We start from the raw sequence: 23,862 nt of genomic DNA, 5'->3' as shown, positions 1-23,862 counted from the left end.
CGGTCGGAACGAGACCGGTCGTCGCTGAAATTCCACTGAAACGCCTTCGCTTCTGCCGATTTTCATTGGATTTTCACTGGGTGATGGTCTGCTGGCTCCCGGCGTTTGATTTCCAAGCGGGGCCCGGGGCGGGTGCTGCGAACGCCGCGACGACATCAAGAGCACAGGGGAGATCCAACATGAAGCGGAAGCTTTCTGTCATTGCCGCGGCTTCGGTCGCCTTCGCCGCTACCGGTGTGGCCTTCGCCGCATGGACCGCGTCGGGCGCCGGGAGCGGTTACACCAAGGCGCGGACCGCGCAAGCGCTTTCGACCGTGGACGTGTCGGCTACGACGACGGCTCAGCTGTATCCCGGCGGGAGTGGCGACGTCCTCGTCCGGATCGCAAATCCGAATCCGTACGACGTCGTCGTCACGGGCATCGCGCAGACGGCGAGCGCTTCGATCTCGTCGGGCAACGCGACGTGCGACAACTCGAACAGCGTCACCTACTCCGACCAGACCGGCACCTGGACGGTACCGGCCGGCGGCGAATCGACCGTGACGCTCACGGGTGCGGCCGCGATGTCGACGGCGTCGGTCGACGCCTGTCAGGGGCTCGTGTTCACGATCCCGGTCACCCTCAGCGGCCACAGCGCCCCGTAGTCCCTTTCACCGGTTCGTCACCCGTTTCGGCGTAGCGATGTCCGCGACACGCGTCGGCGCGTCATGCGTGCGAGTGCTCCTCGTGGTCGCCGCGGTTGCCTTCGGCCTGGTGCTCCAGTCCGAAGGCAACGGCCGGCGACTGCCGTCGCGCCTCGCTTCGGCGACGGGAAGCCCCACCGCGGGCCCGTTCACGATCGGCGGATCGGTTGAAGGTCTCTTTCCCGGCGCCATGCTGTCGTTGCCGCTCGCGGTGCACAACACGAACAGCTACTCGCTGCGCATCACCGATCTAGCGGTCGCCGTTGTCGGCGTCGACAAGTCGAATTGCCCGAAGGCGGCGGTGTCATCGCCCGGATTCTCCGCCTCGACGCTCGTCGGCGGGAACGCCACCACGGTTATCCCGGTAACGGTATCGATGGCGACCGGCGTCACCGACGCGTGCCAGGGCGCGAAGTTCACGTTGAGCTTCAGCGGGCACGGAGTGCGCTTCCCACTGCCGACTTCCGTGGTGGTGCACGACGCACGGCTGGTCGTGCGCCTCACCGCCGCGCGCACAGCGGAGGTCGACGCGTCGTTGTTCGAGTCGGGCGGGCAGGCGGGCGTGGTCGGCCGCACCCTTCGGTTCCTCGTAGGGAGCAAGCTCGTATGCACGCTCACGACCGACATGCACGGGCGCGGCCGGTGCAGCGGCCCAGCGCCGCTGCTGCCGTCTCACTACTCAGTGGTGTTCGCCGGAGACGCGTCCTACGACCCGGCGGCGACGAGTGGTCGGCTCAATCGGACGGTCCGGATCCCGTGAACCGGCGGACGATCGCACTGGTTGTTGTCGCGCTCGGCGTAGTTACCGCCGCGCTGCCGGCCAGCGCGTCCTGGACGGCGACGGGGCCCGGCGCCGCGTCGACGAGGGCGCGCTTGATGCCGGCGGGGAATACCCCGACCGTGTCCGTCAACGGTGCGTCAGCGACAGTCAGTTGGACCGCCAGCACGTTTGCCGGTGGCGGCCCCGCCGTGAACGGTTACGTCGTGCGCCGCTTCGACGGCGCGACGCTGCAAGAACAAGCGATCGGGGCGGGTTGTACGGGCGTGATCACCGCACTCAGCTGTGTCGAAGCCAGTGTGCCCGCAGGGACCTGGGTGTGGTCGGTGCAGCCCGTCCAGAACAACTGGTTGGGCGCCGAAAGCTCCAAGAGTGCCTCGGCCACGGTCGCTGCGTACCGCGCGACGGTTCTGTCGGACTCGCCGAGCGTCTACTACCGCCTGGGTGAGGCGAGTGGCACGGTGGCGTTGGACTCGTCAGGTCACGCCCAGGACGCGACATACCAGCCGGCGTTTGTGACGTACGGCGTCGCCGGGACCGTCGGAGACAACGACACGGCGATCATCTCGAACGGCGGCGGTACACCCGCGTCCCGTTCAGGAGGAGCTGGCTTGCCGACGGGCAACGCGCCGCGCACGTGGGAACTGTGGTTCAAGACGTCGGCCGCGGGCAACACGCTCGTGGATTACGGAGGGAACCCGTTACGCGCGAACGGCTCGTCGCTGGGAATCGCGAGCCTCGGCGGCGCGCCGGCCACACCCAATCAAAACGACAACCTGTGGCACTACGTGGCGGTGACGTACGACGGCACGACCCTCAGGAACTACTACGACGGCGTGTTCGTCGGGACGCAGACGGGTTCGCTGAACACGCCAGTCAACGCGACGTTGCGCCTTGGCAATGACAGCGGTGGCTTCGCATGGAACGGCAGCCTCGACGAAGTCGCGATCTACCCGACGGCGTTGTCCGCGGCGAAGGTGGCCGCGCACTTCGCGGCGTCCGGTCTGGCCACGACCTCACCGCCCACGGGGCTCACCGCGACGCCCGGCAACCGCTCGGCGAGCCTGAGCTGGAATGCCGTCACGAGTCCGGTCCCGGTCACTTACGTCGTCCGCGCCTATCTCGGGACAACGTTGGTCGCGACACGCCCGGTGACGAGTCCGTCGACGACGGCGACCTTCACGAGCCTCGACGGCGCAGCGACGTACTCGTTCACCGTGAGCGCCTATTCGATCTACGGCGAAAGCCCTGCGTCGGCCGCGGTCACGGCGACGACGGCGGGCACGGGCGCGTCCTACCGATCGGTGGTCGTCGCGGACGGTCCGCTGGCGTATTGGCGCCTCGACGAGCCCATGGGCTACTGGAATGACCTATTCAGCGCGCAGGACTATTCGGGCAACGGTCGGGCGTTGACATACGGCACCAGTGGGATCACGCACGCGGCCGGCGGCGCGCTCGGCGACGGAGACCATGCGAGTACCGGTGCCAACGCCGGTCCGATTGCGACGGCGACGTCCGTGTTCCATCCCGTCGGCGGCGCGGCGCGATCGATCGAAGTGTGGTTCAAACGCACGGCGTTGCAGTACGACGCGCTCGTGGCGTGGGGTCAGTCGCAGGACGCGCTGTTTGCGCTGCCGTCGAACGGAACGAGCATCGAGTATTGGCTCGCGACGGGGAACACCGTGCACGCCAACACGACGAATCTGAGCGACGGTAGTTTCCACCATGCCGTGTTCACTTACGACGGCGCGACCGGCAAGATCTACGTCGACGGCGTGCTACTCGTCACCCAGACGATCACGATCAACTCGAATGCTTCATCCCCGCTTCAGCTGGGCAGCGATCGGTTCAACGAACACCTCACGGGTTCACTCGACGACGTCGCGCTGTACGACTACGCGCTGTCGGGCGCGCAGGTCGCCGCGCATTACGCCGCTCGCAGTTAACGGTTACGGCCGACGGCCGATCTCGGCGTGGGCGCTGTGTTCGACCTGCCACGACCGTTCGGTCTGCCACTTGCCTCGCCACTTCTGTAGCACCACCTTGGCCGACGCGCGCTCGGAGTTGGTGCACGTCGCCGTATCTCCGTTCGGATCGACGTACTGCAGCGTGACGGACTGGTCGTGAGGCCAGTGCACGTTGATGCCGACGCGCCGGCGCCCGACCACGCCGCCCACGACGAATCCGTCTTCGTGATGATGCGCCCGTAACAGGGGAGCCGCCGCCAGCGACAGGCGCGGCCAGTCGCCCGCTCCCGGCACACGGAGCTGCAGCATCGTCACCATCGGCAGTTGCTGCAGTCCGCGCCGGTGCGCGGTGGCGGCCACGAGTTCCACGACGGCGCCGTCGCCGAGATCGGCGTGCAGCCAACACCAGCGGTGCGCGTTGCCGTGTCCGTAGATCCGCGCCACGGCGCCGCGCGCCGAGATCGGCTTCGCGGTTCCGTCCACGCTGACCGTGCCGCGGAACGTGGCGCGGGGCCACGGCACGATCTGTGCCGCGGGCAGCAGTTCGCGTTCCCAGACGCGGCGGGGGAACGTCCACAACGGTGAGCTCGTGTCGTCGAAGCTGACGTCCCACTCCACTGCGCCGGCGCGGCCACGGAGGATGCCGCGTGCGACGTCGGCCGCGTCGGTGGGCCGGTCCGGGCCGAACCGTTCGACCCGCGGCGCGCCCTCTACGGGGAACACCGCGGCCCACCCGTGGGTATACGGGTCTCCGGTGGTGGGGGCGACCGTCTCGTAGTGGATCCAGTAGCCGGTTTCGTCCGCGTCGGTGAAGGTGGCGTACCAGACCTCGAGACGGTGCGGCTGGCCACGCCACCGCGGGCGCGCGAGCGCGGCGGGGTCAGTCACGCCAGAGCTTGCGCGAGGTCGGCGATCAAGTCGTCCTGGTGTTCGATGCCGCACGAGAGCCGGACCAGCGCAGCGTCGACCTCGTTCGAGGTGCCGGCGACGGACGCGTGCGTCATCCGGCCCGGGTGCTCGATGAGCGACTCGACGGCGCCGAGGCTCTCCGCCAGCGTGAACAGTCGTGTGCGCTTACACACGTCGACGGCGCCCTCCTCGCCGCCGGCGTGGAGGAAGGACACCATCCCGCCGAAACCGGGGTAGAGGACCTTGCTCACGTTGCGGTCGGTCTCGAGATACGCGGCGACGGCACGCGCGTTCTCCTGCTGGCGCTCGACGCGCACTGCGAGGGTGCGCAGGCCGCGCAGCACGAGCCAGCAGTCGAAGGGCGCGGGCACCGCGCCCGTCGCGTTCTGCAGGAACCGCAGGCGTGCCGCCAATTCGTCGTCGTTCACAACGACCGCGCCACCGACGACGTCGGAGTGCCCGCCGAGATACTTGGTCGACGAGTGCACGACGACGTCGGCGCCCTGCGACAGCGGCTGCTGCAGGTACGGCGTGGCGAAGGTGTTGTCGACGACGAGGAGCGCACCCGCGCCGTGCGCCACCGCCGCGACGTTGCCGATGTCGACGACGGCGAGCGTCGGGTTGGTCGGGGTCTCGCACCACACCAGCGCGGTGTCGTCGGTGACCGCGCGGTTCAGCGCCGCCGGATCGCCGAGGTCGACGGCTTCGAACTGCAGGCCCGCCAGCGCGTGCACGCGCGCGATCAGCCGGTACGTGCCGCCATACGCGTCGTGTGGGATGACAACGCGCGCGCCCGACGGAAGCGTGCGCAGCACGGCGTCTTCGGCCGCGAGGCCGCTCGCAAAGGCGAACCCGTGCGCGCCGCCTTCGAGTTCTGCGAGTGCCCGTTCGAGCACTGCGCGCGTCGGGTTGCCCGAGCGCGAGTACTCGAAGTCGCCGCAGGGATCGGCCGGTGAGCGCTGGGCGTAAGTCGTCGAGAGGTTGATCGGTGGCACGACCGCCCCGGTGACCGGATCAGGCTCCCACCCGGCGTGTACCGCCCGCGTTTCGAACGCGCTCATTGGCGATTCACCAGGAACTCGAGCAGGTCCGAGCGCGTCAGGATCCCAACGGGGTGCCCGCCGTCGAGCACGACGATGGCCGACGACGCTTCGAGCGCGGCGACCGCGTCCTCGACGGGCTCGCCGCCGCCGAGCATCGGTAGCGCGGGCCCCATCACCTTCTCGAGCGGCCCGTCGAGCACCGACGGGTCCTTGAACGCGGCGTCGAGCAGGTCGCGTTCGTGCACCGCGCCGCGCACTTCGGCGGCGACCACCGGCGGTTCGTGCGACACCACCGGCATCTGCGAGACCCCGAACTCACGCAGGATCTCGATGGCGGCGCGGACCGTCTCGTCCGGGTGCACGTGCACGAGTTCGGGGATGTCGCGGCCCTTGCGCGCCAGCACGTCGGCGACGGTTTGGCCCGACGCGCGCAGGAAGCCGAAGTCGGCCATCCACCCGTCGTTGTAGAGCTTCGACAGGTAGCCGCGCCCCGAGTCGGGAATGAGCACCACCATCACGTCGTCGTGCGACAACTCACGGCCCACTTGGACCGCCGCCCACACCGCGGTGCCGGCCGAGCCGCCCACGAGGATGCCTTCCTCGCGCGTGACGCGCCGCGCGGTGAGGAAGCTGTCGCGGTCGCTCACCATGACGACGCGGTCGACCACCGACGGGTCATAGGTCGTGGGCCAGAAGTCCTCGCCGATGCCTTCGACGAGATACGGCCGGCCCGACCCGCCGGAATACACGGAGCCTTCGGGATCAGCCCCGATGATCTGCACGTTGGCGTCCTGCGACTTGAGGAAACGGCCCGTGCCGCTGATCGTGCCGCCGGTGCCGATGCCGGCGACGAAGTGCGTGATGCGCCCAGCGGTCTGGCGCCAGATCTCGGGGCCGGTCGACTCGAAGTGCGACTGCGGGTTCGCCGGATTCGAGTACTGGTCCGGCTTGAACGCGTTGGGGATCTCGTTCGCCAAGCGGTTGGACACGGAGTAGTAGCTGTCGGGATGCTCCGGCGATACCGCCGTCGGGCACACGATGACTTCGGCGCCGTACGCGCGCAGGAGCGCGATCTTCTCGGGCGCCATCTTGTCCGGCATGATGAACACGCAGCGATAGCCGCGACGGGCCGCCACGATGGCGAGACCCACGCCGGTGTTGCCCGACGTCGGCTCGACGATCGTCCCGCCCGGTTTGAGGCGACCATCGCGCTCGGCGGCGTCGATCATGGCCACGGCCGGTCGGTCCTTGACGCTGCCCCCGGCGTTCAGGAACTCGAGCTTGGCCAGCAAGGTGCACGACAGGTCCTTGCCCATACGGTCAAGGCGCACGAGCGGCGTATTACCGACGAGGTCGAGCAGCGAGTTGGCGACTTCCATCTCTGCCATAGAGCGAGCGTAAGCGAGCCGTCCAGACTGTGAGGCTCCTCTCGTTGTGCGCCCGTAGGGCGCCAACGAAGAGGCTAAACCGGTGACGTGCCCGAGATGGTCGAGATCGAGGCGTACCGGCGCGTGGCCGATCGCGTGCTCGGGCGCACGATTGCCAAAGTGCACGCGCCCGACGCCTGGTATCTCAAGGACGGGACCAGCCCGCGCACGATCGCCCGCGTGCTCAAGGGCAAGACGATCACCGGCACGCGACGCATCGGCAAGCTGCTGCTGGTCGACACCGACGGCCCGACGATCGGCATGCGCTTCGGCATGACCGGCCGGCTGATCGTCGACGGAGTCGAGGGCGTCGACGAACTGATCTATTCGAGCAAGCGCAAGGACCCGGCGTGGGATCGCTTTGCCCTCACGTTCACCGACGGATCCCGACTCGTCATAAACGACCCGCGCCGCCTCGGCGGCGTGTCGCTCGACCCGCACGAGGCGCGGATGGGCCACGACGCCGACGCAGTGTCGCTGAAGGACTTCACCGCCGTGCTGGCGTCCGACGCGCCGCTCAAGGCGCGCCTGATGACGCAGCACCGCCTCGCCGGCATCGGCAACCTCATCGCCGACGAGACGCTGTGGCGCGCCGGTCTTGCACCCGACCGCCCGGCGCGGTCGCTCGCACCGCCCGAGATCAAGACCCTCTTCAAGCACCTCAAGGCGACGCTGCGCGACCTGCACAAGCGCGGCGGGTCACACACCGGCGACTTGATCGCCCACCGAAAACCAGGAGGACGGTGCCCGAAAGACGGGGCGGCGCTGGCGCGGGCCACCGTCGGCGGGCGCACTACGTGGTGGTGTCCCGCTCATCAGCATTGAGGGCGCGCATGGCGAATTGGTCGGCGCCCGTCGACAAGACCCAGTCGTGGCCGTAGCGCGCCACGGGCGGGAAGGTCGAGGCGAGCAAGCGCAAGAACGTCGAGCGCGGCGACAGATTCGAGCGCACCACCACGACGCACCCAAGATCGGTGTCGTCGAGGGTGAGCGTGGCGTCGCCGGCGACGTCGCCTGACACGTGGGCCTGCGCGTACCGCTCGGCCACGACGTCTTCGAAGGCGATGGTGAACTTCACGGTGTAGGGGAGAGGCGGTCGCACGGTGCAGTGCCACGCCTCGCCCGAAGCCAGCGCCCGCGCCTCGAAGCTGCGTAACCACGGCCACCATCGCTGGTACGAGCCGACGTCACCCATCGCCGACCACACGTCGGCGCGCGGTCGCGCGAACTGCAGCGTCTTGTGTGTGACGAGGTCCACAGCGCGAGCTTGGCATCGGCACGTAACCTCCGCTCCATGACCGAGGCCGACGGCGCGCCGCGCAGCCTTCCGCTCATCCTCGCCCGCGAGCTGGCGGCGAACCTGGCGACGCCGATGTTCCTCATCGACGCCAACGGCATGCTCGTGTTCTTCAACGAAGCGGCCGAGCTGATGCTGGGCAAGACGTACGCCGAGTTGGGGCAAGTCACTGCCGCGGACTTCGGCAACATGCTCAACCTCGAGGGCCTCAACGGCGAGCCGCTGCGCAAGCGCGACTCACCGCCGGGCATCGCCTTCAACCAGCGCGAGCCGGCGCACAGCCGGCTGCTGGCGACGCCGCTCGACGGCGGGGCCAAGGTGGCGTGGGAGATCACCGCTTATCCCTTGTTCGGCCACACCGGCGAGATGCACGGCGTGCTCACCGTGTTCTGGGAGGCAAAGGCTTGAGAGCCCGGGTGTGGGGCTGCCGGGGCTCGGTCGCTGCGCCAGGACCCGAAACGATGCGCTACGGCGGCAACACGTCGTGTGTCGCGATAACCGGTACCGGTGGCGAAGCGGTCGTCCTCGACGCTGGCACTGGCATGCGGCCGCTCGGTGTGCAGATGGTCGAGGACGGCGTGAAGCAAATTCACGTTTTCCTCACGCACCTGCACATGGATCACCTGCAAGGGCTCGGCTTCTTCCGGCCGCTCTTTGCGCCCGACGCCGAGGTGCACGTTTGGGGACCGGCGTCGCCGGTGCAGCCCCTCGCCGACCGGATCGCGACGTACATGTCGCCGCCGCTGTTTCCCGTGCGCGTGGCCGACATCCCGTGCCAACTCACGTTCCACGACGCGCCGACCGATCCCGTCGAGATCGGAGGCATGACCGTGCGCGCGTCGCTGGTGACGCACCAGGGCCCCACCGTCGGCTACCGCGTCGAGGAGAAGGGCCGGTCGATTGTGTACTTACCCGATCACGAACCCGGCATCGCTGGCCTCGATCTCGCGCTACAACCTGCCGACTGGATCAGCGGCCACGGGCTGGCGCGCGAGGCCGATGTGTTGCTACACGACGCGCAGTACGGCGACGACGAATACCCGCGCCACGCGGGGTGGGGCCACTCGGCGATCGGGCACGTGGTGGCGTTCGCCCAAAAGGCCGAAGTCGGTCACTTGGTGCTCTTCCACCACGACCCGTACCACACCGATGCCGAACTCGATCTGCTGAACGACGACGCGTGCCGGTTGTGGGGCGGCGACGGCGAGCAATGCGTGTCCTCGGCGTGGGAGGGCATGACCATCGACGTTGGTCCCGACGAAGTTTCCCTCGACGCGATTCCGTATTAGCCGTCAGTTCATTTACCCTCGCTTGCATGGGGAGCGTGGACCGCAGGACTTTCTTGAAGGCTGCCGCTGGGGGCGTCGCGGCAACGCACGTGCACAACAACGCGGCGTTTCATCTGATCAAGCGCGTCATACCCGGGCGCGCCACACGCACGCCGATCAAGCACATCGTGATCGTCATGCAGGAGAACCGATCGGTCGACCACTTGCTCGGCTGGTACGGCAAGGAGAACCCGGCCTTCGACGGCCGTCAGGTGCAGACGTTCCCCGATCTGCGCCCGGGCCACGTCGGCCAGACGCGTACGACGGCCAACTGGGGCGCCAACGGTCGGCAGAACTTCCACGGGCGCGGGTTCGCCGATCCGTCACACAGCTGGGACGGAGGTCGCGCCGAGCGCGCCCTCGGACGCGTCAACGGATGGCTTGATCCCAAGACGAAGAACGACGAGTTCAGCCTCAGTTACTACGACGCCGTCGACGTGCCGGTGTTCGCCCAGCTCGTCCGGCAGTACCAGACCTATGACCGCTGGCACTGTTCATTACTGGGTCCGACCGAACCGAACCGGTACTACCTGCACTCGAGCCAGTCCGGGGGACTCAAGGACAACAAGACCCCACCGGAGTACGCCGCTAAGGGCCACCACGACTGGGCCCTCGGTTGGACGTGGTCGACGATGTGGGACCTCTACGACCGCTTCAACGTCAGCGCCGCTTGTTACTACTCCAACCTGCCGGAGCTGGCGTACTGGGGCGCGCGGCACGTGAACCGGCTCCGCCATGTCAGCGATTACTTCGCCGCGTGTGAGACCGGCACGCTGCCGGCCGTTTCGTTCATCAACCCGTTCTTCAACACGAACGAGTTCGGCAACGACGACCATCCGCACTCGGACCTCCGGCTCGGGCAGACGTTCCTGTCCGACATCACCGAGGCGTTCGTGAACTCGCGGCATTACCGCCAGGGCGCGCTCGTCATCACCTACGACGAATGGGGCGGCTTCTTCGACCACGTCGACCCGCCCCGGCTGGCCGACGATCGCGGCACGCCGAAGGACCCCGGCGGCGAGGACGACTTCGGTCAGCTGGGCTTCCGCATCCCGTCGATGATCGTGAGCCCCTGGACGCACCGCGCCGGAGCGGTCGACCACACACTGTTCGAGCACACGTCGATCAACAAGTTCATCGCCGACAACTGGAACCTGCCGTACCTGACGACGCGCATGCGGGCGACGAATTCGATCGAGCGCGCCTTCGGAGCCTTCCGTAGCTTCCAACCCGAGCACGCGTTCACCCCCTACAGCGCGCCGTTGACCGCGTGGCGGAAGTCGGCGATCGACACCGCCAACATCACGATCAACACCGAAGCGTCTGACCCGCTGAACTTCCCGATCGCCGGCCACATCTCGGGTCTGCCGTCATGGCCGCTGCCGCCGATCCCGGTGCCGCACAACCCGCTGCCCGGTGGCAGCAAGTTCGGCGAAAAGGATCCGAGCGGCGTCCAGAAGCTTCTCGAGGCCGGCTGGTACGAGAAGTTCGGCATCCGAACCGACTGGAAGTTCGAGGACAGCTTCCTGCACTCGCGCCCAGAACTGCTCAAGACGGTGCAGAGCGACTAAAGCGGTCGTTACAGTCCGGACATGCCCCGACTCCAGACACCGGTCGCCGTCCTGTTGTTTGCCGCACTCGCCGGGGGTGCGTGTGGTGGAGGGTCCAAGGCGACACCGCTCGAAGCCGTGCAGGCGGCGGCGAACAAAACGCAGTCCGCCCGGACGGCGGCGATGACGGTGACCATCGCCGGCGGCCAGGGTGCGCTCTCGAATACGTCCTTCGACGGAGCCTTCGACTTCGACCACCACCTGGGCTCGATCGAGGTGGACGCGTCCAAGCTCGGTATCCCGGGCGGCACCGGCACGATCGAAGCGATCATGGACGTCGGCGACTCCTTCGTCGAGTACATGAAGATCCCGCAGATGGCCCAGGAGACGGGAAAGCACTGGCTCAAGCTCGACGTCGGTGCGGCCATGAAGAGTGTGTGCCCCGACATCGACTTCACTGCGCTGCTGAAGAACCAATCCGGGGACCCGACGTCGGGACTGCGCATCCTCGACGCCGCCGACAAGGTCACGGCGGCCGGGAATGAATCGGTCCGCGGCACGAACACGACGCACTACCAAGTCGAGGTCAATCTGAACAAGGTGGCCGACAACGCGTCGGCCGACGCGAAGAAGACGATCCAGCAACTGGCGTCGTTCTACGCCAACCCGGTGCAGAACGTCGACGTGTGGCTCGACAGCGACGGGCGCATGCGCCGCTTCAAGCAGACCGTCGACACGGCCAACTTGAAGCTCCCGCCGTGCCTGTCGTCCGCGCAGGCCGCCGCGACCAACCCGTTCAAGGGCACGCTCAGCATCACGCAAGAGATGTACGACTTCGGCAAAACGGTCGACGTGGCGGTGCCGGCGGCCAGCGACGTCGCCGACCTCCAGGATCTCCTACGCCAAGCGGGGTAACGCCTCCGCGCAGTGTTGAGAAAGTTGCGCGGGTGTTGTTAACGATGAATTCTGCGTGACCGATTGGTGTGAGCGTGGAGGACGAACAGCATCGCTACGAGGCGCTGCTGGAGATGACAGAGCGCGCCCTCGAAGAGTCACGACGTAACGAGGCCCGTTTGGCCGAGGCGCAACGCGTCGGCTCGATGGGCAGTTACGACTGGCACATCGTCAACGACACGAACTCGTGGAGTGACGAGCTCTACCGGATCTACGGCACTGAGCCGCAGTCGTTCAACGCGTCGTACGAGAAGTTCATGGAGTTCATCCATCCGGACGATCGCGAGAAGGTGAAGGCGGTGCACATGCGCGCCTTCCAGACCCACGAGCCGTACCACATGGAGGAACGCATCGTGCGCCCGACCGGCGAGGTGCGCATTCTCGACTCGTACGGCGAGGTCGCGGTCGACGACGATGGCAACCCGATACGGATGTACGGCATCTGCCGCGACATCACCGAACAGCGGCGCGCCGAGGAGGAGGCGCAACGCGTCAGCGCTCGCTTCGCGTCGCTCGTCGAGGCGTCACCGGACGCGCTGATCGTTGTCGACCGCGCTGGCGCCATTCACCAAATCAACGAGCGCACCGAAGAACTGTTCGGGTACGCACCCGAGGAACTCATCGGCCAGCACATCGAGATGCTCATTCCGGAGCGACTCAGGTTGGCGCACCGCGTGCACCGCGCCGCCTACATGGGTTGCCCCGTGGCTCGGCCGATGGGAACGGCGCTCGAAGTCATCGCCCGGCGCAAGGACGGATCAGAGGTACCCGTCGACATCAGCCTTGGGGTGTTGCGCAACGGCGAGGGCACGATGGTCGCGGCGTTCGTGCGCGACATCACCGAGCGCAAGCGTGCCGCCGAGTTCGCCCTGCGCCTCCACGACGCCGAAGTGCGGCGCCGGCACGCCCTCGAGATCAACGACAACGTCGTGCAGGGCTTGTCGGCCGCGTTGTACGCCTTCGAAGCGGGCTACGAGGAAGCGGCCCACGCCGCGTTGCGACGTACGGTCACCTCGGCGCGCCTGATGATGAACGACTTGCTCGCCGGCACGGACAACGACTTCGACGCCGGCGAACTTGAGCGGGCGCGTCCCGCCGTCCCCGCGCTGCCCGAACTCCCGGCCGCCGAAGATCGGTCGAAGCACTTGCCGGTGCACCGCGTGCTGCTCGTCGACGACGCGCGCGACATTCGTGTTCTGCTGCGCCGCGTGTTCAACGCCGACGGTTCGTTCGAGGTCGTGGGCGAGGCGGTCGACGGCCAAGCGGCAATCGCGTTGGCCGACGAGCTCACCCCCGACGTCGTCGTGCTGGACCTCGCCATGCCGGTGATGGACGGCCTCGAGGCGCTGCCCGTGATCCGCAACAAGCTGCCGAACGCCAAGATCATCGTGTTGTCGGGCTTCGACGGCGCCCGCATGCGTCAGCCGGCGCTGCTCGCCGGCGCCGACGCCTACATCGAGAAAGGTGGCAGCCTGATGGGCGTGCTGTCGACCATCAACGAGATGCTGCCGACCGCCGTCTGACCGCTACGGCCCCAACCACGTGAAGGCCGTCGTCGTGTCCTCGTGGCCGCGCAGGCGGATGCGGCGCTCGGCCACCCAGCAGTCCGAGTAGCCGTCGCACGCTTCCATCGTGCGAGTGCTCACCAACAACAGTCCCGGCTTCGTCTTGGCGACTTCGGACAACCGCGCCGCTTCGTTCACCGCGTCGCCGATGACTGTGTACTCGTAACGCGACTCGTTGCCGACGTTGCCGGCGACCGCCGGACCCGTCGACACACCGATGGCGGCGCGCAGTACCGGTTCGGCCTCCGTGAGCTTGTCGAGGCGCGCCCGCAGGTCGGCCGCCGCTCGTAGCGCGCTGCCGGCGTGATCCGCCAGTTCCTCGGGCGCCCCGAAGATGCACAGCGCGCCGTCGCCTTCGAACTTGTTCACCCACCCGCCGTGCACGGCCGCACAGTCGATGACTTCGGTGAAGAAGACGTTCAGCAACTCGATGACGCGGCTGGGTGACACGTGCTGGGTCATCGACGTCGACCCGACGATGTCGACGAACAACACGCTGACCGTGCGCTCCTCGCCCGCCAGGTTGCCGACGCCGCCGAGCACGGCGCGGCGAGCAACGTCGACGCCGACGTGGCGGCCGAACAGGTCCTCCACGAGTCTCCGTTGCGCCAACCCTTCGACCATGCGGTTGAAGCCCGCTTGCAGGCGACCGAGCTCGCCCGCGTCGTCGACGTCGACGCGCGTGTCGAGGGCGCCGGCTTCCACTTCGCGCTGCGCGGCGCGCAGCACGGCAACGCGATTGCTCACGCCGATGGCCGAGCGGATAGTCGTCGTCGCACCGACCGCGAGGCCGATCGCCGCGATGGCGGCGGCGGTGTAGGTCATGTCGATGTGCGCCGCTTTCGACGCCACCAGCGTGACGATCACGCCGAGCAGATACGCGGCCGAGCCGAACATCCACGAGCCCAGCAGGCGTGGCAGCACGCTCGATGTCGAATCGCTCGGCAGCGTGCCGCCGTCGAGTGCCTCGGCGAGCACCGGGCGCAGGTAGGCCTCGACGTTGAGCCGGCCGACCATCAGCGCGACGGTGCCGGCCAGCGCGAACAGCGTCGCGCTGGCGAACGCGACGGGCCAGGGCACATAGCGCGCCACGTCGAAGCCGATGAGCGGTGCGCCCACGAGCCAGGCGGCGAACATCACCTGCGTCTGCTGTGACGGCTGCCGGGCGAGCGCCAGCGTCTCGCCGATCGACGGCGACCGCCGTTCGAGGATCCAACCGATCGCCGGCCGCAGCCGGCGCGCCGTAACGAGTCGGCTGGCGAAGGCCCACAGCGCGAAGTAGGGGATGGAGCCACCGAGAATGAGCGCCATCGGCCCGACGGGACTGCGCCCGTCCGGCAGCTTGTGGATCGTGAGTCCGGCGACGATCCCTGCAGCGATGCTGACCGAGTTCACCAGCAGGTTGGCGCCGAGCACCCGGCGTGCGACGTCGCGCTCGATCCGCCGGACCCGCTCGTTCCCCTCCACTGCGCAGCAGCGTACGTTTCGACCCGATGGTCGCGCCGCCGGAGAAGTCCACTGACGCCGGCTCCGCTGGGCCGGTTCTCGCCCGTTCGTTGCGCGCCACGCTCGTCGTCAAGGCGATTGACGGCGCGATCGAACTGATGGGGGGGATCGTCCTGCTCGCCGTGCCGGCGCACGTTTTGACCAACGCCATCGTGGCGGCGACGCGCTCGGAGCTGTCGTCGGACCCGCACGACTTCGTGGCGCGCCATCTCGTGCGCGCTGGGCAGGGGCTCGAACACCAGCGCGGATTCGGCGCCGCCTACCTGTTTTCGCACGGCGCGGTGAAAGTCGTGCTCGTGGTCGCGTTGTTCCGCGGCTACCAGTGGGCGTATCCGACGCTGATCGGCTTTCTCGGCTCGTTCATCGCGTACCAGTCGTACCGCTTCGTGCACCTGCCGTCGATCAGCCTCGCGGTCCTCACGGCGTTCGACCTCGTCGTGGTGTGCCTGGTGTGGCACGACTGGCGGAAGAACAAACGGCTCAGTGAGCCGCGGAGGGCGACGCCCCCGGACGTCGAGCGCTCCGGCGCGACGTAGCGGTGCGCTGTGGGTCGTCGGGTGCGAGGAACGCGGAGACGACGAAGAGGCAGCCGGCGACGAACGCCGGCGTACTCGCGGCGATGAGCGACGACTGGCCGCCGTGGACTCGCAGCACTGTCAGCGCAGGGAGCAGTCCGACAACGACCAGCAGGCTTCCGCCTTCTCGCGGGCGCTTCCACGCCAAGAACGTGAGGGCGCCGGCAAGCGTGAAGGCTGCGATGGCGCGGATGGGGCCGATGCTCTGCGCGCTTTTGCGCCCTCGGAAGGATTCGAACCTCCGGCGACCCAGAGCATCGGGGCTGCCCGATGCTCTGCGCGCTTTTGCGCCCTCGGAAGGATTCGAACCTCCGGCGACCCAGAGCATCGGGGCTGCCCGATGCTCTGCGCGCTTTGCGCCCTCGGAAGGATTCGAACCTTCGCACCCGGCTCCGGAGGCCGATGCTCTATCCCCTGAGCTACGAGGGCAGTGGGGGTTGGAAGCGTAGCGGCCCGCCGTTCTTGCTTACGATGCGGAGGTGCCCAGGAAGGTTCTCGTCGTCGACGACGACCCCGTCATCCAGCGTCTCCTCCAGGTGAACTTCGAGATGGAGGGCTGGAAGGTCGTCATCGCGGACGACGGCGTCGCCGGGCTGGCGGCCGCCCGGGCGGAGAACCCCGACTGCATCCTCCTCGACGTGATGATGCCGAAAAAGGACGGCCTGACTGTCGCCGCCGAACTCAAGGCGGATCCGGAAACGGCGAGCATCCCCGTCGTCCTCCTGTCGGCCAAGGCGCAAGCCGGCGACCTCGGCGCCGGCATGGCGACGGGCGCCGACGAATACATCACCAAGCCCTTCGACCCGCTCGAACTCCTCGACCGGGTCATCGCCCTGATCGAGGGCACCTAAGCCGCTTCTGGTGTAACGACAGAAGGGTCTTTCTGTCGTGGAGACACCAGAAGCGTGGTTAGAGCTGTTCGGGGGCCTCGATACCGAGCAGGCCGAGGCCGATGCGCAGCGTCGTGGCAGTCGCGGCGCACAGCACCAACCGCGAGTCGCGGGTGGCGTCGTCGGCCTTGAGCACCGGGCACGCCTCGTAGAACGACGTAAAGGCCTGCGCCAGGTCGAAGAGGTACGTGCACAGCTTGTGGGGCGCCGAGGCCTCGCCGGCGGCGTCGACGGCGTCGGCGAAACCGACGAGCGCGATGGCCAAGGCGCGTTCCTGCGGTTCGGCGATGGCGACGGTCGCGCCGGCGACGTCAGCCTCGGTCATCTCGGCGCGCCGGAAGATCGATTTGATGCGGGCGTGGGCGTACTGGAGATACGGGCCCGTGTTGCCGTCGAAGGCAACCATGCGGTCGAGGTCGAACGTGTAGTCCTTGATCCGTTCGGTCTGGAGGTCGGCGTACTTCACCGCGCCGATGCCGACGGCGCGGGCGACGGATGCCCGGGTGTCGCCGTCGAGGTCGGGGTTCTTGGCGTCGACCACCGCGGCGGCGCGCTCGACGGCTTCGTCGAGCATCTCGTTCAGCTTCGGCGTGTCGCCGGAACGTGACTTGAGCGGCTTGCCGTCGGTTCCGAGGATCGTGCCGAAGTTGACGTGCTCGGCGCGCGCCGGCGGCACGAGCCATCCGGCCATCTCGGCGGTGCGGAACACCTGGTGCAGGTGCTGGCTCTGGCGCGTGTCCACCACGTAGACGAGGCGCGTGCCGTGCAGGTCGAGCAGGCGATGACGGATTGCCGCCACGTCGCTCACGCCGTAGCCCCACCCGCCGTCGGACTTGCGGATCATCAACGGCGCGTCGTAGCCCTCCACGAATACGCACAGCGCCCCGTCGTCGACGACGGCGACGCCGAGGCGTTCGAGTTCCGCGGCGGTGTCGGCGAAGTCGCCGTTGTACCAACTCTCGGGCTTGACGTCTTCGTCGACGAGCAACACGCCGAGGCGGTTGTAGATCGCCACGTTGTGCGCGTGGGCCGTGTCGACGAAACGCCGCCACACCGCCAGGCTCTCTTCGTCGCCCGACTGCAGCGCCACCACGCGCGCCCGCGCCCGGGCGGCGAACGCTTCGTCGCCGGTGAACAACGCGTTGGCCTCCTTGTAGAAGGCGTTGAGGTCGTCGAGGCTCGGCTCGTCACCGGCGTCGCGCCGCTCGATGAACCGCTCCAGCAGCATGCCGTAACTCGTGCCCCAGTCCCCGTAGTGGTTCTGCCGTACGACCGTGTGGCCCTGGAACTCGAAGATCCGGACCAGCGAGTCGCCGATGATTGTCGTGCGGAGATGGCCGACGTGCATCTCCTTGGTGATCGTCGGGCTCGAGTAGTCGATCACGACGCGCTCGGGGGCGCCGACGTGGGCGATACCGGCGCGCACGTCGCTGGCGATCGTTGCCACTGCGGCGGCGAGCGCGGAGGGCCGGAGCCACACGTTGATGAAGCCGGGCCCGGCGATCTCGGTTCGTTCCACCAGATCGTCGAGCGCGGCGTGCTCCACGATGGCGCCGGCGACGTCGCGGGGCGACTGCCCGACGCGCTTGGCCAGCGCCATCGCGGCGTTCGCCTGGGCGTCGGCGTGCTGGCTGGGGCGCAGGACCGGGTCCTCGCCGGCGTACTCGGAACCGAACGCCGCAGCGATTGCTTCGGACAGCCGCGTCGCGAGCACGGCAAATGGAGACGGTGATCCGGCCATGGGGTCACTAATTTCGCACGGATGACGGCGATTCCCCGAAAGCTCTTGTCGGCGAACGCGTCAGTCGACCCTGATGGCCACCTGCTCGTCGCCGGCCTCGACGTGCTCGACCTCGCCAACGAGTTCGGCACCCCGCTGTTCGTCTACGACGAAGACGACATTCGCGACCGGGCGCGCGCCGCGGTCGCAGCCTTCGGCGACGGCGTCGCCTACGCGTCCAAGGCCTTCCTATGCAAGGCGATGGCGCGCTTGGCGCACGAGGAAGGCATGTGTATCGACGTGAGCACGGCGGGCGAGATGCACGTTGCCCTCGCGTCCGGGGTGCCCGCCGACCGCCTCGTCCTGCATGGCAACAACAAATCCGAAGCCGAGCTCGCCCGCGCCCTCGACGTCGGCGTCGGTCGCATCGTCGTCGATTCCTTCGATGAGATGGACCGCCTCGGCGACCTGCTCAAGGAGCGTCCCGACCTACGGCCCCGCGTGCTGGTGCGGGTGACGCCGGGCATCGAGGCGCACACCCACGAGTACGTGATGACCGGGCAGGAGGACTCCAAGTTCGGCTTCTCGCTCGCCAGCGGCGCGGCCGCCGACGCCATCGCCCGCCTCGCCACCATGCCCGTCGACCTCGTCGGGCTCCACTCCCACATCGGCAGCCAGATCTTCATGACGGCCGGGTTCGAGCAGGAAGTCGTCATCCTCGCCGACCTCGTGAAGGCCACCGGCGTCGAGGAGCTGTGCATCGGCGGCGGACTCGGCGTGGCCTACATGCCCAACGAGGAAGGCCCGACCATCGCGCAGTGGGGCGCGACGGTGAAGGCGGCGGCGCGCCGCGTCGGCATCGACGCCGCGGTCCACATCACCGCCGAGCCCGGTCGCGCCATCGTCGGTCCCACGGCGTTGACGCTCTACCGCGTCGGCACGATCAAGGAACTCGCCGGCATCCGCACCTATGTGGCGGTCGACGGCGGTATGAGCGACAACCCGCGCCCAGTCCTCTACGGCAGCGGCTACGACACGTTCCTGCCGCGCTGCGTCGACGCCGACCGCGACTGGACGGTCACGCTCGTGGGCAAGCACTGCGAGTCGGGCGACGTGATCGTGCGCGACGCCCGCGTCCCGATCGACATGGGTGTGGGCGACATCATCGCCACGCCGGTCACGGGTGCCTACGGCTACTCGATGGCGTCGAACTACAACAAAGTGACCCGGCCAGCCGTCGTGTTCGTGCGCGACGGCGTTGCCCGCGTCGTGGTACGCCGCGAAACCCTGGACGACCTGCTGCGCCTGGATCAGTAGCGTGACCCCGATGAAGCGAGCGGTGCGCGTCGGGATGCTGGGGTGCGGCAACGTCGGTGGCGCGCTCGTGAGCCTCCTGGCGCGCGAAGCCGACGACATCGAAGCCCGCACCGGCATCCGGCTCGAGGTGACGCGCGTGCTGGTGCGCGATCTCGACAAGCCGCGTCCGCCCGAACTCGACCCAGGCGTCCTCACCACCGACGGGCACGCGCTCGTGACCGCCGACGACGTCGACGTCGTCGTCGAGATCATGGGCGTGCTTGACGCCGCCGACGAACTGGTGCGCGCCGCGCTGGCGTCGGGCAAGCCGGTCGTCACCGCCAACAAGGAGTTGATCGCCAAGCGCGGCCTTGAGTTGTTCGCCGCGGCCGCCGATGCCCGGCGCGACTTGCTGTTCGAAGCCGCGGTCGCCGGCGGCATCCCGCTCATCCGCCCGCTGCGCGAGTCGCTGGCGGGCGAACCGATCGTGCGGATCATGGGCATCGTCAACGGCACGACGAACTTCATCCTCACCCGCATGACCGAAGACGCCGCCACCTACGACGATGCGCTCGCCGAGGCGCAGCGTCTCGGCTACGCCGAACCCGACCCCACCGCCGATGTCGACGGCCTCGACGCCGGCGCCAAGGTGGCGATCATCGCCAGCATCGCCTTCGGTGTCGGCGTGGCGCTCGACGACGTCTACTGCGAAGGCATCCGGCGCATCACCGACACCGACATCGCCTTCGCGCAACGCCTCGGCTATGTGGTCAAGCTGCTCGGCATCGCCGAGCTGGTCGACGGGCAGGTCGCCGTGCGCGTGCATCCGGCGATGGTGCCGGCGACGCACCCGCTCGCCAGCGTGCGCGACTCGTTCAACGCCGTGTTCATCGAAGGCGAAGCCGTGGGCGAGCTGATGTTCTACGGCCGCGGCGCCGGCGCGCTGCCGACGAGCAGCGCCTTGCTCGGCGACCTGATCGACGCCGCCCACAACCTGTCGATCGGCGGCACGGGACGGGCGCCGGTGCTGTCGCCACCCAAGCTCAGGTCGGTCGACGACCTGCGCTCGCAGTACTACCTCGCCCTCGACGTGGCCGATCAACCCGGCGTACTGGCGTCGGTGGCCGGGATCCTCGGCGGCCACGGCGTGTCGATCCAGTCGATGGAACAGCAGGGCCTCGGCGACGAGGCTCGCCTGGTGTTCATCACCCACGTGGCCCGCGAAGCCGACGTGCAGGCGACGCTGCGGGATCTGCGCGACCTCGACGCCGTCCGCAGCGTCGGCGGCATCCTCCGCGTTATTGGAACCGAGAGGTAATCGCGTCGACGACCGCGCCGTAGTCGGCGGCGAGGTTGACCGGCGCGTTGGCCTGGGTCGCGTCGATGCCGGGCAGCGAGCGCTCGTGGTAGCCGACCTTGAACTCCGTGAACTTGAGGCCGCTCGCCGTCGAGATGGCGACGACCTTGTCGTCATGCGGGATGGTGCCGGCGTTCACGAGCTTCTCGAGCACGGCGAGGGCGACGGCGGTGTGCGGGCACGTGTACATGCCGGTGCGATCGGCGCGCGCCGCGGCCTCGGCGAGTTCGTTCTCCGAGGCCTGCTCGACCACACCGTTCATCGCGTCAAGCGCCTGCATCGCCCGCGGCGCCGAGACCGGGTTGCCGATCTGGATCGCGGTGGCGAGCGTCGGCTGAGCCTTGATGGGGTCGACCTCTTTGCGGCCTGCTTTCCAGGCGCGGTACATCGGGTTGGCGTTCTCGGCCTGCGCCACGACCAGGCGGGGCAGGCGCGAGACGACGCCGAGCTCCTGCATCATCTGGAAGCCCTCGTAGAGCGCTGACGCGTTGCCGAGGTTGCCGCTCGGCAGGATGATCCAGTCGGGCACCTGCCAGTCGAACTGCTCGACGATCTCGATGCCGACCGTCTTCTGGCCTTCGAGCCGCAGCGGGTTCATCGAGTTGGCGAGGTATACGAGACCTTCGGCAGCAAGCTGCTTCACGATGGCCATGCAGCCGTCGAAGTCGGTGTCGAGGCCGAGCACGAGCGCGCCGTGCGCCAACGGCTGCACCAGTTGCGCCGTCGAGATCATGCCGCGGGGCAACAGTACGACGACGGGGAGGCCCGCGGCGGCACCGTAGGCGGCGAGCGCCGCGCTGGTGTCGCCGGTCGACGCGCAGGCGATCGCCTTGACCTTGAGGCCTTCGTTGATCGCCTTGCGCACGACACTGACGAGCACCGTCATGCCGAGGTCCTTGAACGATCCCGAGTGCGAGTTGCCGCACATCTTCACCCACAGGTCTTCGACGCCGATCTGCTTGCCGTAGCGCTCGGCCCAGAACAGGTTGGTGCCGCCTTCGTACATCGACACGATGTCGTCGTCGGCGATCTCGGGCATGACCCACTCGCGCTTGCCCCACACACCCGAGCCGTACGGCCACACGTTCTGGCGGTAGCGCTCGTCGAAGAGGCGCATCCACGCCGGTCCGCTGCGGTCACGCAGCGCGTCGACGTCGTGCACGACCTGGAGCAACCCGCCGCACGTCGGGCACGCGTAGATGGCCTGGGTCACGGGCCAGCTACCCGGACAACCGGCGAAGCAGCGGAACTCGGCGTGGTACCTCACGCCGCCACGGTATTAGGCGCGGGGCGGTACGCCCGCATGATTCGCCCCGACCATGAAGACCGCGAGGCGCGCCGTCGTCTTGCCCGGGTTGCCCCATCGGTGCCGCGTGCCGTTCTGCACGACCGTGTCGCCCGGATGCAGGGTCACGATGGCGCCGTCGTCGAGCTCGAGGGTCACCGTGCCTTCGAGCACGACTTCGAAGTCGATCGTGTCGGTGGTGTGCATGCCGGGATCGGTCGCGTCCATGTACCCGAGCATGCCGGGCAGGCGCAGGTTCATCTCGGCGATGGCGGCACCGACATCGAGGTCCGCCGGCGGCTCGGCGTCGTCAGGCGGCAGGCTGAAGAACCCGAAGCGAAAGCCGCCGATGGGCGGGAAGTAGGTGGCGTGCGCCGGCTGGCTCCCGTCGCCCGGGAACTTGGGCGCGGCGTCACCGCCCCAGATGCGGTGGAACTCCGCCTCGGGTTGGAGCATCGGGGCGAAGGGCTCGACCTCTTCGTCGCTCACGAACACGGACTTGCCGGACGCGTCGTGTCCGGTCACTACTCGTCGGACGTTCACGCGGCTAGTCAAGCATCACGTGGGATGTGGCGCCGTCAGGTCCGGAAGCTGGCCACGATTGCCGAGCAGTGCGGCGCCCAAGGCACAGGCGGCGAGGGTCACGAGGACCGACGCCATCACCGCGGCGGCGTCGGTCGCGGTGAGCTGCTTCGTCTGCAGCCCGATGGTGGCCACGGCTGAGGGCACACCGAGTTGGGCGCTGCTCAGCAGCCCACTGGCGACCGGGAGGCGCCAGGCCAGAGAGGCCAGAACGTGCACCACAAGTGACGCCGCCGCGATTACCACGGCGAGGCGCAGCGCGCTCGGCGAATGCAGCAAGCCGCGCAGGTCGAGCTGCGCTCCCAGGTGGACGAAGAACACCGGGATGGCAAACCCCTCGCCGAGACCGACGAGTTGTTGCGCGACGCGCCGCGGTTCGCCGACGAACGCCACCGCCGCGCCCATCGCGAATCCGGCGACGAGAATCGAGGTGCCAAAGCGCGTTGCGATCCACGCGGCGACGAACAACGCGAGGAGCGACACCCGCAGGTCGACGCCCCAACCGCGGTCGTGTGAGAGATGGCGCAGGCGGCGCACGGCGGGGCTGTCGCGCGCGCTGCTCAGCGCCACGTACAGCGCGGCGCCGCTCAGGAGGACGAGGACGCCGCCCAACAACGCGCGCGGCACCGAGCCCACGGCCAGGACGAAGGGCAGCGTCAGAACCGTCGCCACGTCGGCCAGCGCGATCCACGCGGTCGTTACCACGACGGTGCGGTCCGCCGGGAGTGACTGGAGCACGGGTAGGGCAACGGCGCCCGAGCTGGCGGCGATCAACACGGCCAACACGGCGGGCCGGTGAAGGCTCACGGTGGGCGCCAACGCGACGCCGACGATCGCCGCCGCAGCCCCGACGGTGGCCGCCACCCCCGCGCCGCGCGCCGCGGCCGCCCGCAGGTTTGGGTCGCGGACCGGCAGGTGCGTGCCGACGACGAACATCAGCAGCACGAAGCCGATGCTCGCCAACCCGGACAGCAACGGGTCGGATCCGTGGACCCAATCGAGTCCGGTGCGGCCGAGCACGACGCCGGCGGCGAGCTCGCCGACGACGACCGGCGGGGCGAAGCGCCCCACTGCGGCGACTAGCGGTCCGACGAGTCCCGCCGCGATGACCAGCGCTAGCGCCCCGTAGCCCATTGCCGCCCACGTTACG

Annotated in this window: 22 protein-coding genes and 1 tRNA gene; 13 read left to right on the top strand and 10 right to left on the bottom strand. The window is 68.4% G+C overall.

Annotated features, from left to right (window positions below; all coding sequences use genetic code 11):
- Window positions 1-179: 179 nt before the first annotated feature.
- The 3 genes from VHC63_14935 to VHC63_14925 all read left to right on the top strand — a co-directional run bounded on the left by VHC63_14935 (window position 180) and on the right by VHC63_14925 (window position 3,407).
- Window positions 180-644 carry a hypothetical protein gene (locus VHC63_14935; protein HVV37902.1) on the top strand — a complete coding sequence of 155 codons (465 nt, stop codon included), beginning with the start codon at window positions 180-182 and terminating at the stop codon, window positions 642-644.
- 67 nt (window positions 645-711) lie between these two features.
- A complete protein-coding gene (locus VHC63_14930; protein HVV37901.1) occupies window positions 712-1,443 on the top strand; it encodes a hypothetical protein in 732 nt (243 codons plus the stop codon).
- Window positions 1,440-3,407, top strand: coding sequence for a LamG-like jellyroll fold domain-containing protein (locus VHC63_14925; protein HVV37900.1), 1,968 nt, complete (start codon window positions 1,440-1,442; stop codon window positions 3,405-3,407). Before VHC63_14930 ends, VHC63_14925 begins: the two co-directional genes overlap by 4 nt.
- A gap of 3 nt (window positions 3,408-3,410) precedes the next feature.
- On the opposite strand, the gene VHC63_14920 is transcribed toward VHC63_14925, so the two are convergent.
- From VHC63_14920 to VHC63_14910, 3 genes are read right to left on the bottom strand one after another with little or no spacing between them, the layout of a single operon-like run.
- Entirely contained in the window at window positions 3,411-4,316 is a 906-nt protein-coding gene (locus VHC63_14920) for a hypothetical protein (GenBank protein HVV37899.1), read from the bottom strand.
- Window positions 4,313-5,398: a PLP-dependent transferase gene (locus VHC63_14915; protein ID HVV37898.1), complete on the bottom strand. Its 1,086-nt coding sequence runs from the start codon at window positions 5,396-5,398 to the stop codon at window positions 4,313-4,315. The genes VHC63_14920 and VHC63_14915 overlap by 4 nt, the downstream gene beginning before the upstream one ends.
- Window positions 5,395-6,768 carry a cystathionine beta-synthase gene (locus VHC63_14910; GenBank protein ID HVV37897.1) on the bottom strand — a complete coding sequence of 458 codons (1,374 nt, stop codon included), beginning with the start codon at window positions 6,766-6,768 and terminating at the stop codon, window positions 5,395-5,397. The genes VHC63_14915 and VHC63_14910 overlap by 4 nt, the downstream gene beginning before the upstream one ends.
- A gap of 96 nt (window positions 6,769-6,864) precedes the next feature.
- Between VHC63_14910 and VHC63_14905 the strand changes: the two genes are divergently transcribed.
- Window positions 6,865-7,632 carry a DNA-formamidopyrimidine glycosylase family protein gene (locus tag VHC63_14905; GenBank protein HVV37896.1) on the top strand — a complete coding sequence of 256 codons (768 nt, stop codon included), beginning with the start codon at window positions 6,865-6,867 and terminating at the stop codon, window positions 7,630-7,632.
- Here the strand turns inward: VHC63_14905 and VHC63_14900 are convergent.
- Window positions 7,601-8,065 (bottom strand): hypothetical protein, encoded by a 465-nt coding sequence (locus tag VHC63_14900; protein ID HVV37895.1) that lies wholly within the window; start codon window positions 8,063-8,065, stop codon window positions 7,601-7,603. The two genes, VHC63_14905 and VHC63_14900, sit on opposite strands and share 32 nt — an antisense overlap.
- 36 nt (window positions 8,066-8,101) lie before the next feature.
- Here VHC63_14900 and VHC63_14895 point away from each other — a divergent pair, with 36 nt between their 5' ends.
- The 5 genes from VHC63_14895 (at window position 8,102) to VHC63_14875 (ending at window position 13,459) form a co-directional block, all read left to right on the top strand.
- Complete coding sequence (locus tag VHC63_14895; GenBank protein ID HVV37894.1) at window positions 8,102-8,512, top strand: PAS domain-containing protein; 411 nt, start codon at window positions 8,102-8,104, stop codon at window positions 8,510-8,512.
- Window positions 8,513-8,565: 53 nt separating this feature from the next.
- Window positions 8,566-9,393: an MBL fold metallo-hydrolase gene (locus VHC63_14890; protein ID HVV37893.1), complete on the top strand. Its 828-nt coding sequence runs from the start codon at window positions 8,566-8,568 to the stop codon at window positions 9,391-9,393.
- 26 nt (window positions 9,394-9,419) lie between these two features.
- Window positions 9,420-11,003, top strand: coding sequence for an alkaline phosphatase family protein (locus VHC63_14885; GenBank protein ID HVV37892.1), 1,584 nt, complete (start codon window positions 9,420-9,422; stop codon window positions 11,001-11,003).
- Between the two features lie 21 nt (window positions 11,004-11,024).
- On the top strand, window positions 11,025-11,897 hold the full coding sequence (locus tag VHC63_14880) for a hypothetical protein (GenBank protein ID HVV37891.1): 873 nt from the start codon (window positions 11,025-11,027) through the stop codon (window positions 11,895-11,897).
- 74 nt (window positions 11,898-11,971) lie between these two features.
- Entirely contained in the window at window positions 11,972-13,459 is a 1,488-nt protein-coding gene (locus tag VHC63_14875; GenBank protein HVV37890.1) for a PAS domain S-box protein, read from the top strand.
- A gap of 3 nt (window positions 13,460-13,462) precedes the next feature.
- Here VHC63_14875 and VHC63_14870 read toward each other — a convergent pair whose 3' ends face one another.
- On the bottom strand, window positions 13,463-14,968 hold the full coding sequence (locus tag VHC63_14870) for an adenylate/guanylate cyclase domain-containing protein (GenBank protein ID HVV37889.1): 1,506 nt from the start codon (window positions 14,966-14,968) through the stop codon (window positions 13,463-13,465).
- Window positions 14,969-14,994: 26 nt separating this feature from the next.
- Between VHC63_14870 and VHC63_14865 the strand changes: the two genes are divergently transcribed.
- On the top strand, window positions 14,995-15,543 hold the full coding sequence (locus tag VHC63_14865) for a DUF2127 domain-containing protein (GenBank protein HVV37888.1): 549 nt from the start codon (window positions 14,995-14,997) through the stop codon (window positions 15,541-15,543).
- 396 nt (window positions 15,544-15,939) lie between these two features.
- Here the strand turns inward: VHC63_14865 and VHC63_14860 are convergent.
- Window positions 15,940-16,011 (bottom strand) — tRNA-Arg (locus VHC63_14860).
- A gap of 50 nt (window positions 16,012-16,061) precedes the next feature.
- Here VHC63_14860 and VHC63_14855 point away from each other — a divergent pair.
- Window positions 16,062-16,433, top strand: coding sequence for a response regulator (locus VHC63_14855; GenBank protein HVV37887.1), 372 nt, complete (start codon window positions 16,062-16,064; stop codon window positions 16,431-16,433).
- A 58-nt stretch (window positions 16,434-16,491) separates the two neighbouring features.
- On the opposite strand, the gene argS is transcribed toward VHC63_14855, so the two are convergent.
- Window positions 16,492-18,186 (bottom strand): arginine--tRNA ligase, encoded by a 1,695-nt coding sequence (gene argS, locus VHC63_14850; GenBank protein HVV37886.1) that lies wholly within the window; start codon window positions 18,184-18,186, stop codon window positions 16,492-16,494.
- Window positions 18,187-18,234: 48 nt separating this feature from the next.
- On the opposite strand from argS, the gene lysA reads away from it, so the two are divergent.
- Window positions 18,235-19,509, top strand: a complete 1,275-nt coding sequence (gene lysA, locus VHC63_14845) for a diaminopimelate decarboxylase (GenBank protein HVV37885.1) — start codon at window positions 18,235-18,237, stop codon at window positions 19,507-19,509.
- Window positions 19,510-19,519: 10 nt separating this feature from the next.
- Entirely contained in the window at window positions 19,520-20,806 is a 1,287-nt protein-coding gene (locus tag VHC63_14840; GenBank protein ID HVV37884.1) for a homoserine dehydrogenase, read from the top strand.
- Here the strand turns inward: VHC63_14840 and thrC are convergent.
- The 3 genes from thrC to VHC63_14825 are packed head-to-tail and all read right to left on the bottom strand — an operon-like array spanning window position 20,787 to window position 23,846.
- On the bottom strand, window positions 20,787-22,112 hold the full coding sequence (gene thrC, locus VHC63_14835; GenBank protein HVV37883.1) for a threonine synthase: 1,326 nt from the start codon (window positions 22,110-22,112) through the stop codon (window positions 20,787-20,789). The genes VHC63_14840 and thrC overlap by 20 nt on opposite strands.
- 12 nt (window positions 22,113-22,124) lie before the next feature.
- The gene (locus VHC63_14830) at window positions 22,125-22,655 is read right to left on the bottom strand and encodes a cupin domain-containing protein (GenBank protein ID HVV37882.1); all 531 of its coding nucleotides are present in this window, start codon (window positions 22,653-22,655) and stop codon (window positions 22,125-22,127) included.
- A gap of 33 nt (window positions 22,656-22,688) precedes the next feature.
- Entirely contained in the window at window positions 22,689-23,846 is a 1,158-nt protein-coding gene (locus VHC63_14825) for a cation:proton antiporter (protein ID HVV37881.1), read from the bottom strand.
- Window positions 23,847-23,862: the final 16 nt, after the last annotated feature.

The organism is Acidimicrobiales bacterium, from assembly GCA_035546775.1.
In the GTDB taxonomy this organism is placed as follows: Bacteria; Actinomycetota; Acidimicrobiia; order Acidimicrobiales; family JACCXE01; genus JACCXE01.
Note: the sequence above shows the minus strand (reverse complement) of the source record. Positions and strands in the feature narration are given on the sequence as shown.

Coding starts and splice junctions, on each gene's coding strand:
- VHC63_14935 (HVV37902.1), top strand. CDS start 180: ATGAAGCGGAAGCTTTCTGTCATTGCCGCGGCTTCGGTCGCCTTCGCC.
- VHC63_14915 (HVV37898.1), bottom strand. CDS start 5,398: ATGAGCGCGTTCGAAACGCGGGCGGTACACGCCGGGTGGGAGCCTGAT.
- VHC63_14910 (HVV37897.1), bottom strand. CDS start 6,768: ATGGCAGAGATGGAAGTCGCCAACTCGCTGCTCGACCTCGTCGGTAAT.
- VHC63_14905 (HVV37896.1), top strand. CDS start 6,865: ATGGTCGAGATCGAGGCGTACCGGCGCGTGGCCGATCGCGTGCTCGGG.
- VHC63_14895 (HVV37894.1), top strand. CDS start 8,102: ATGACCGAGGCCGACGGCGCGCCGCGCAGCCTTCCGCTCATCCTCGCC.
- VHC63_14890 (HVV37893.1), top strand. CDS start 8,566: ATGCGCTACGGCGGCAACACGTCGTGTGTCGCGATAACCGGTACCGGT.
- VHC63_14885 (HVV37892.1), top strand. CDS start 9,420: ATGGGGAGCGTGGACCGCAGGACTTTCTTGAAGGCTGCCGCTGGGGGC.
- VHC63_14880 (HVV37891.1), top strand. CDS start 11,025: ATGCCCCGACTCCAGACACCGGTCGCCGTCCTGTTGTTTGCCGCACTC.
- VHC63_14865 (HVV37888.1), top strand. CDS start 14,995: ATGGTCGCGCCGCCGGAGAAGTCCACTGACGCCGGCTCCGCTGGGCCG.
- lysA (HVV37885.1), top strand. CDS start 18,235: ATGACGGCGATTCCCCGAAAGCTCTTGTCGGCGAACGCGTCAGTCGAC.
- VHC63_14840 (HVV37884.1), top strand. CDS start 19,520: ATGAAGCGAGCGGTGCGCGTCGGGATGCTGGGGTGCGGCAACGTCGGT.
- VHC63_14825 (HVV37881.1), bottom strand. CDS start 23,846: ATGGGCTACGGGGCGCTAGCGCTGGTCATCGCGGCGGGACTCGTCGGA.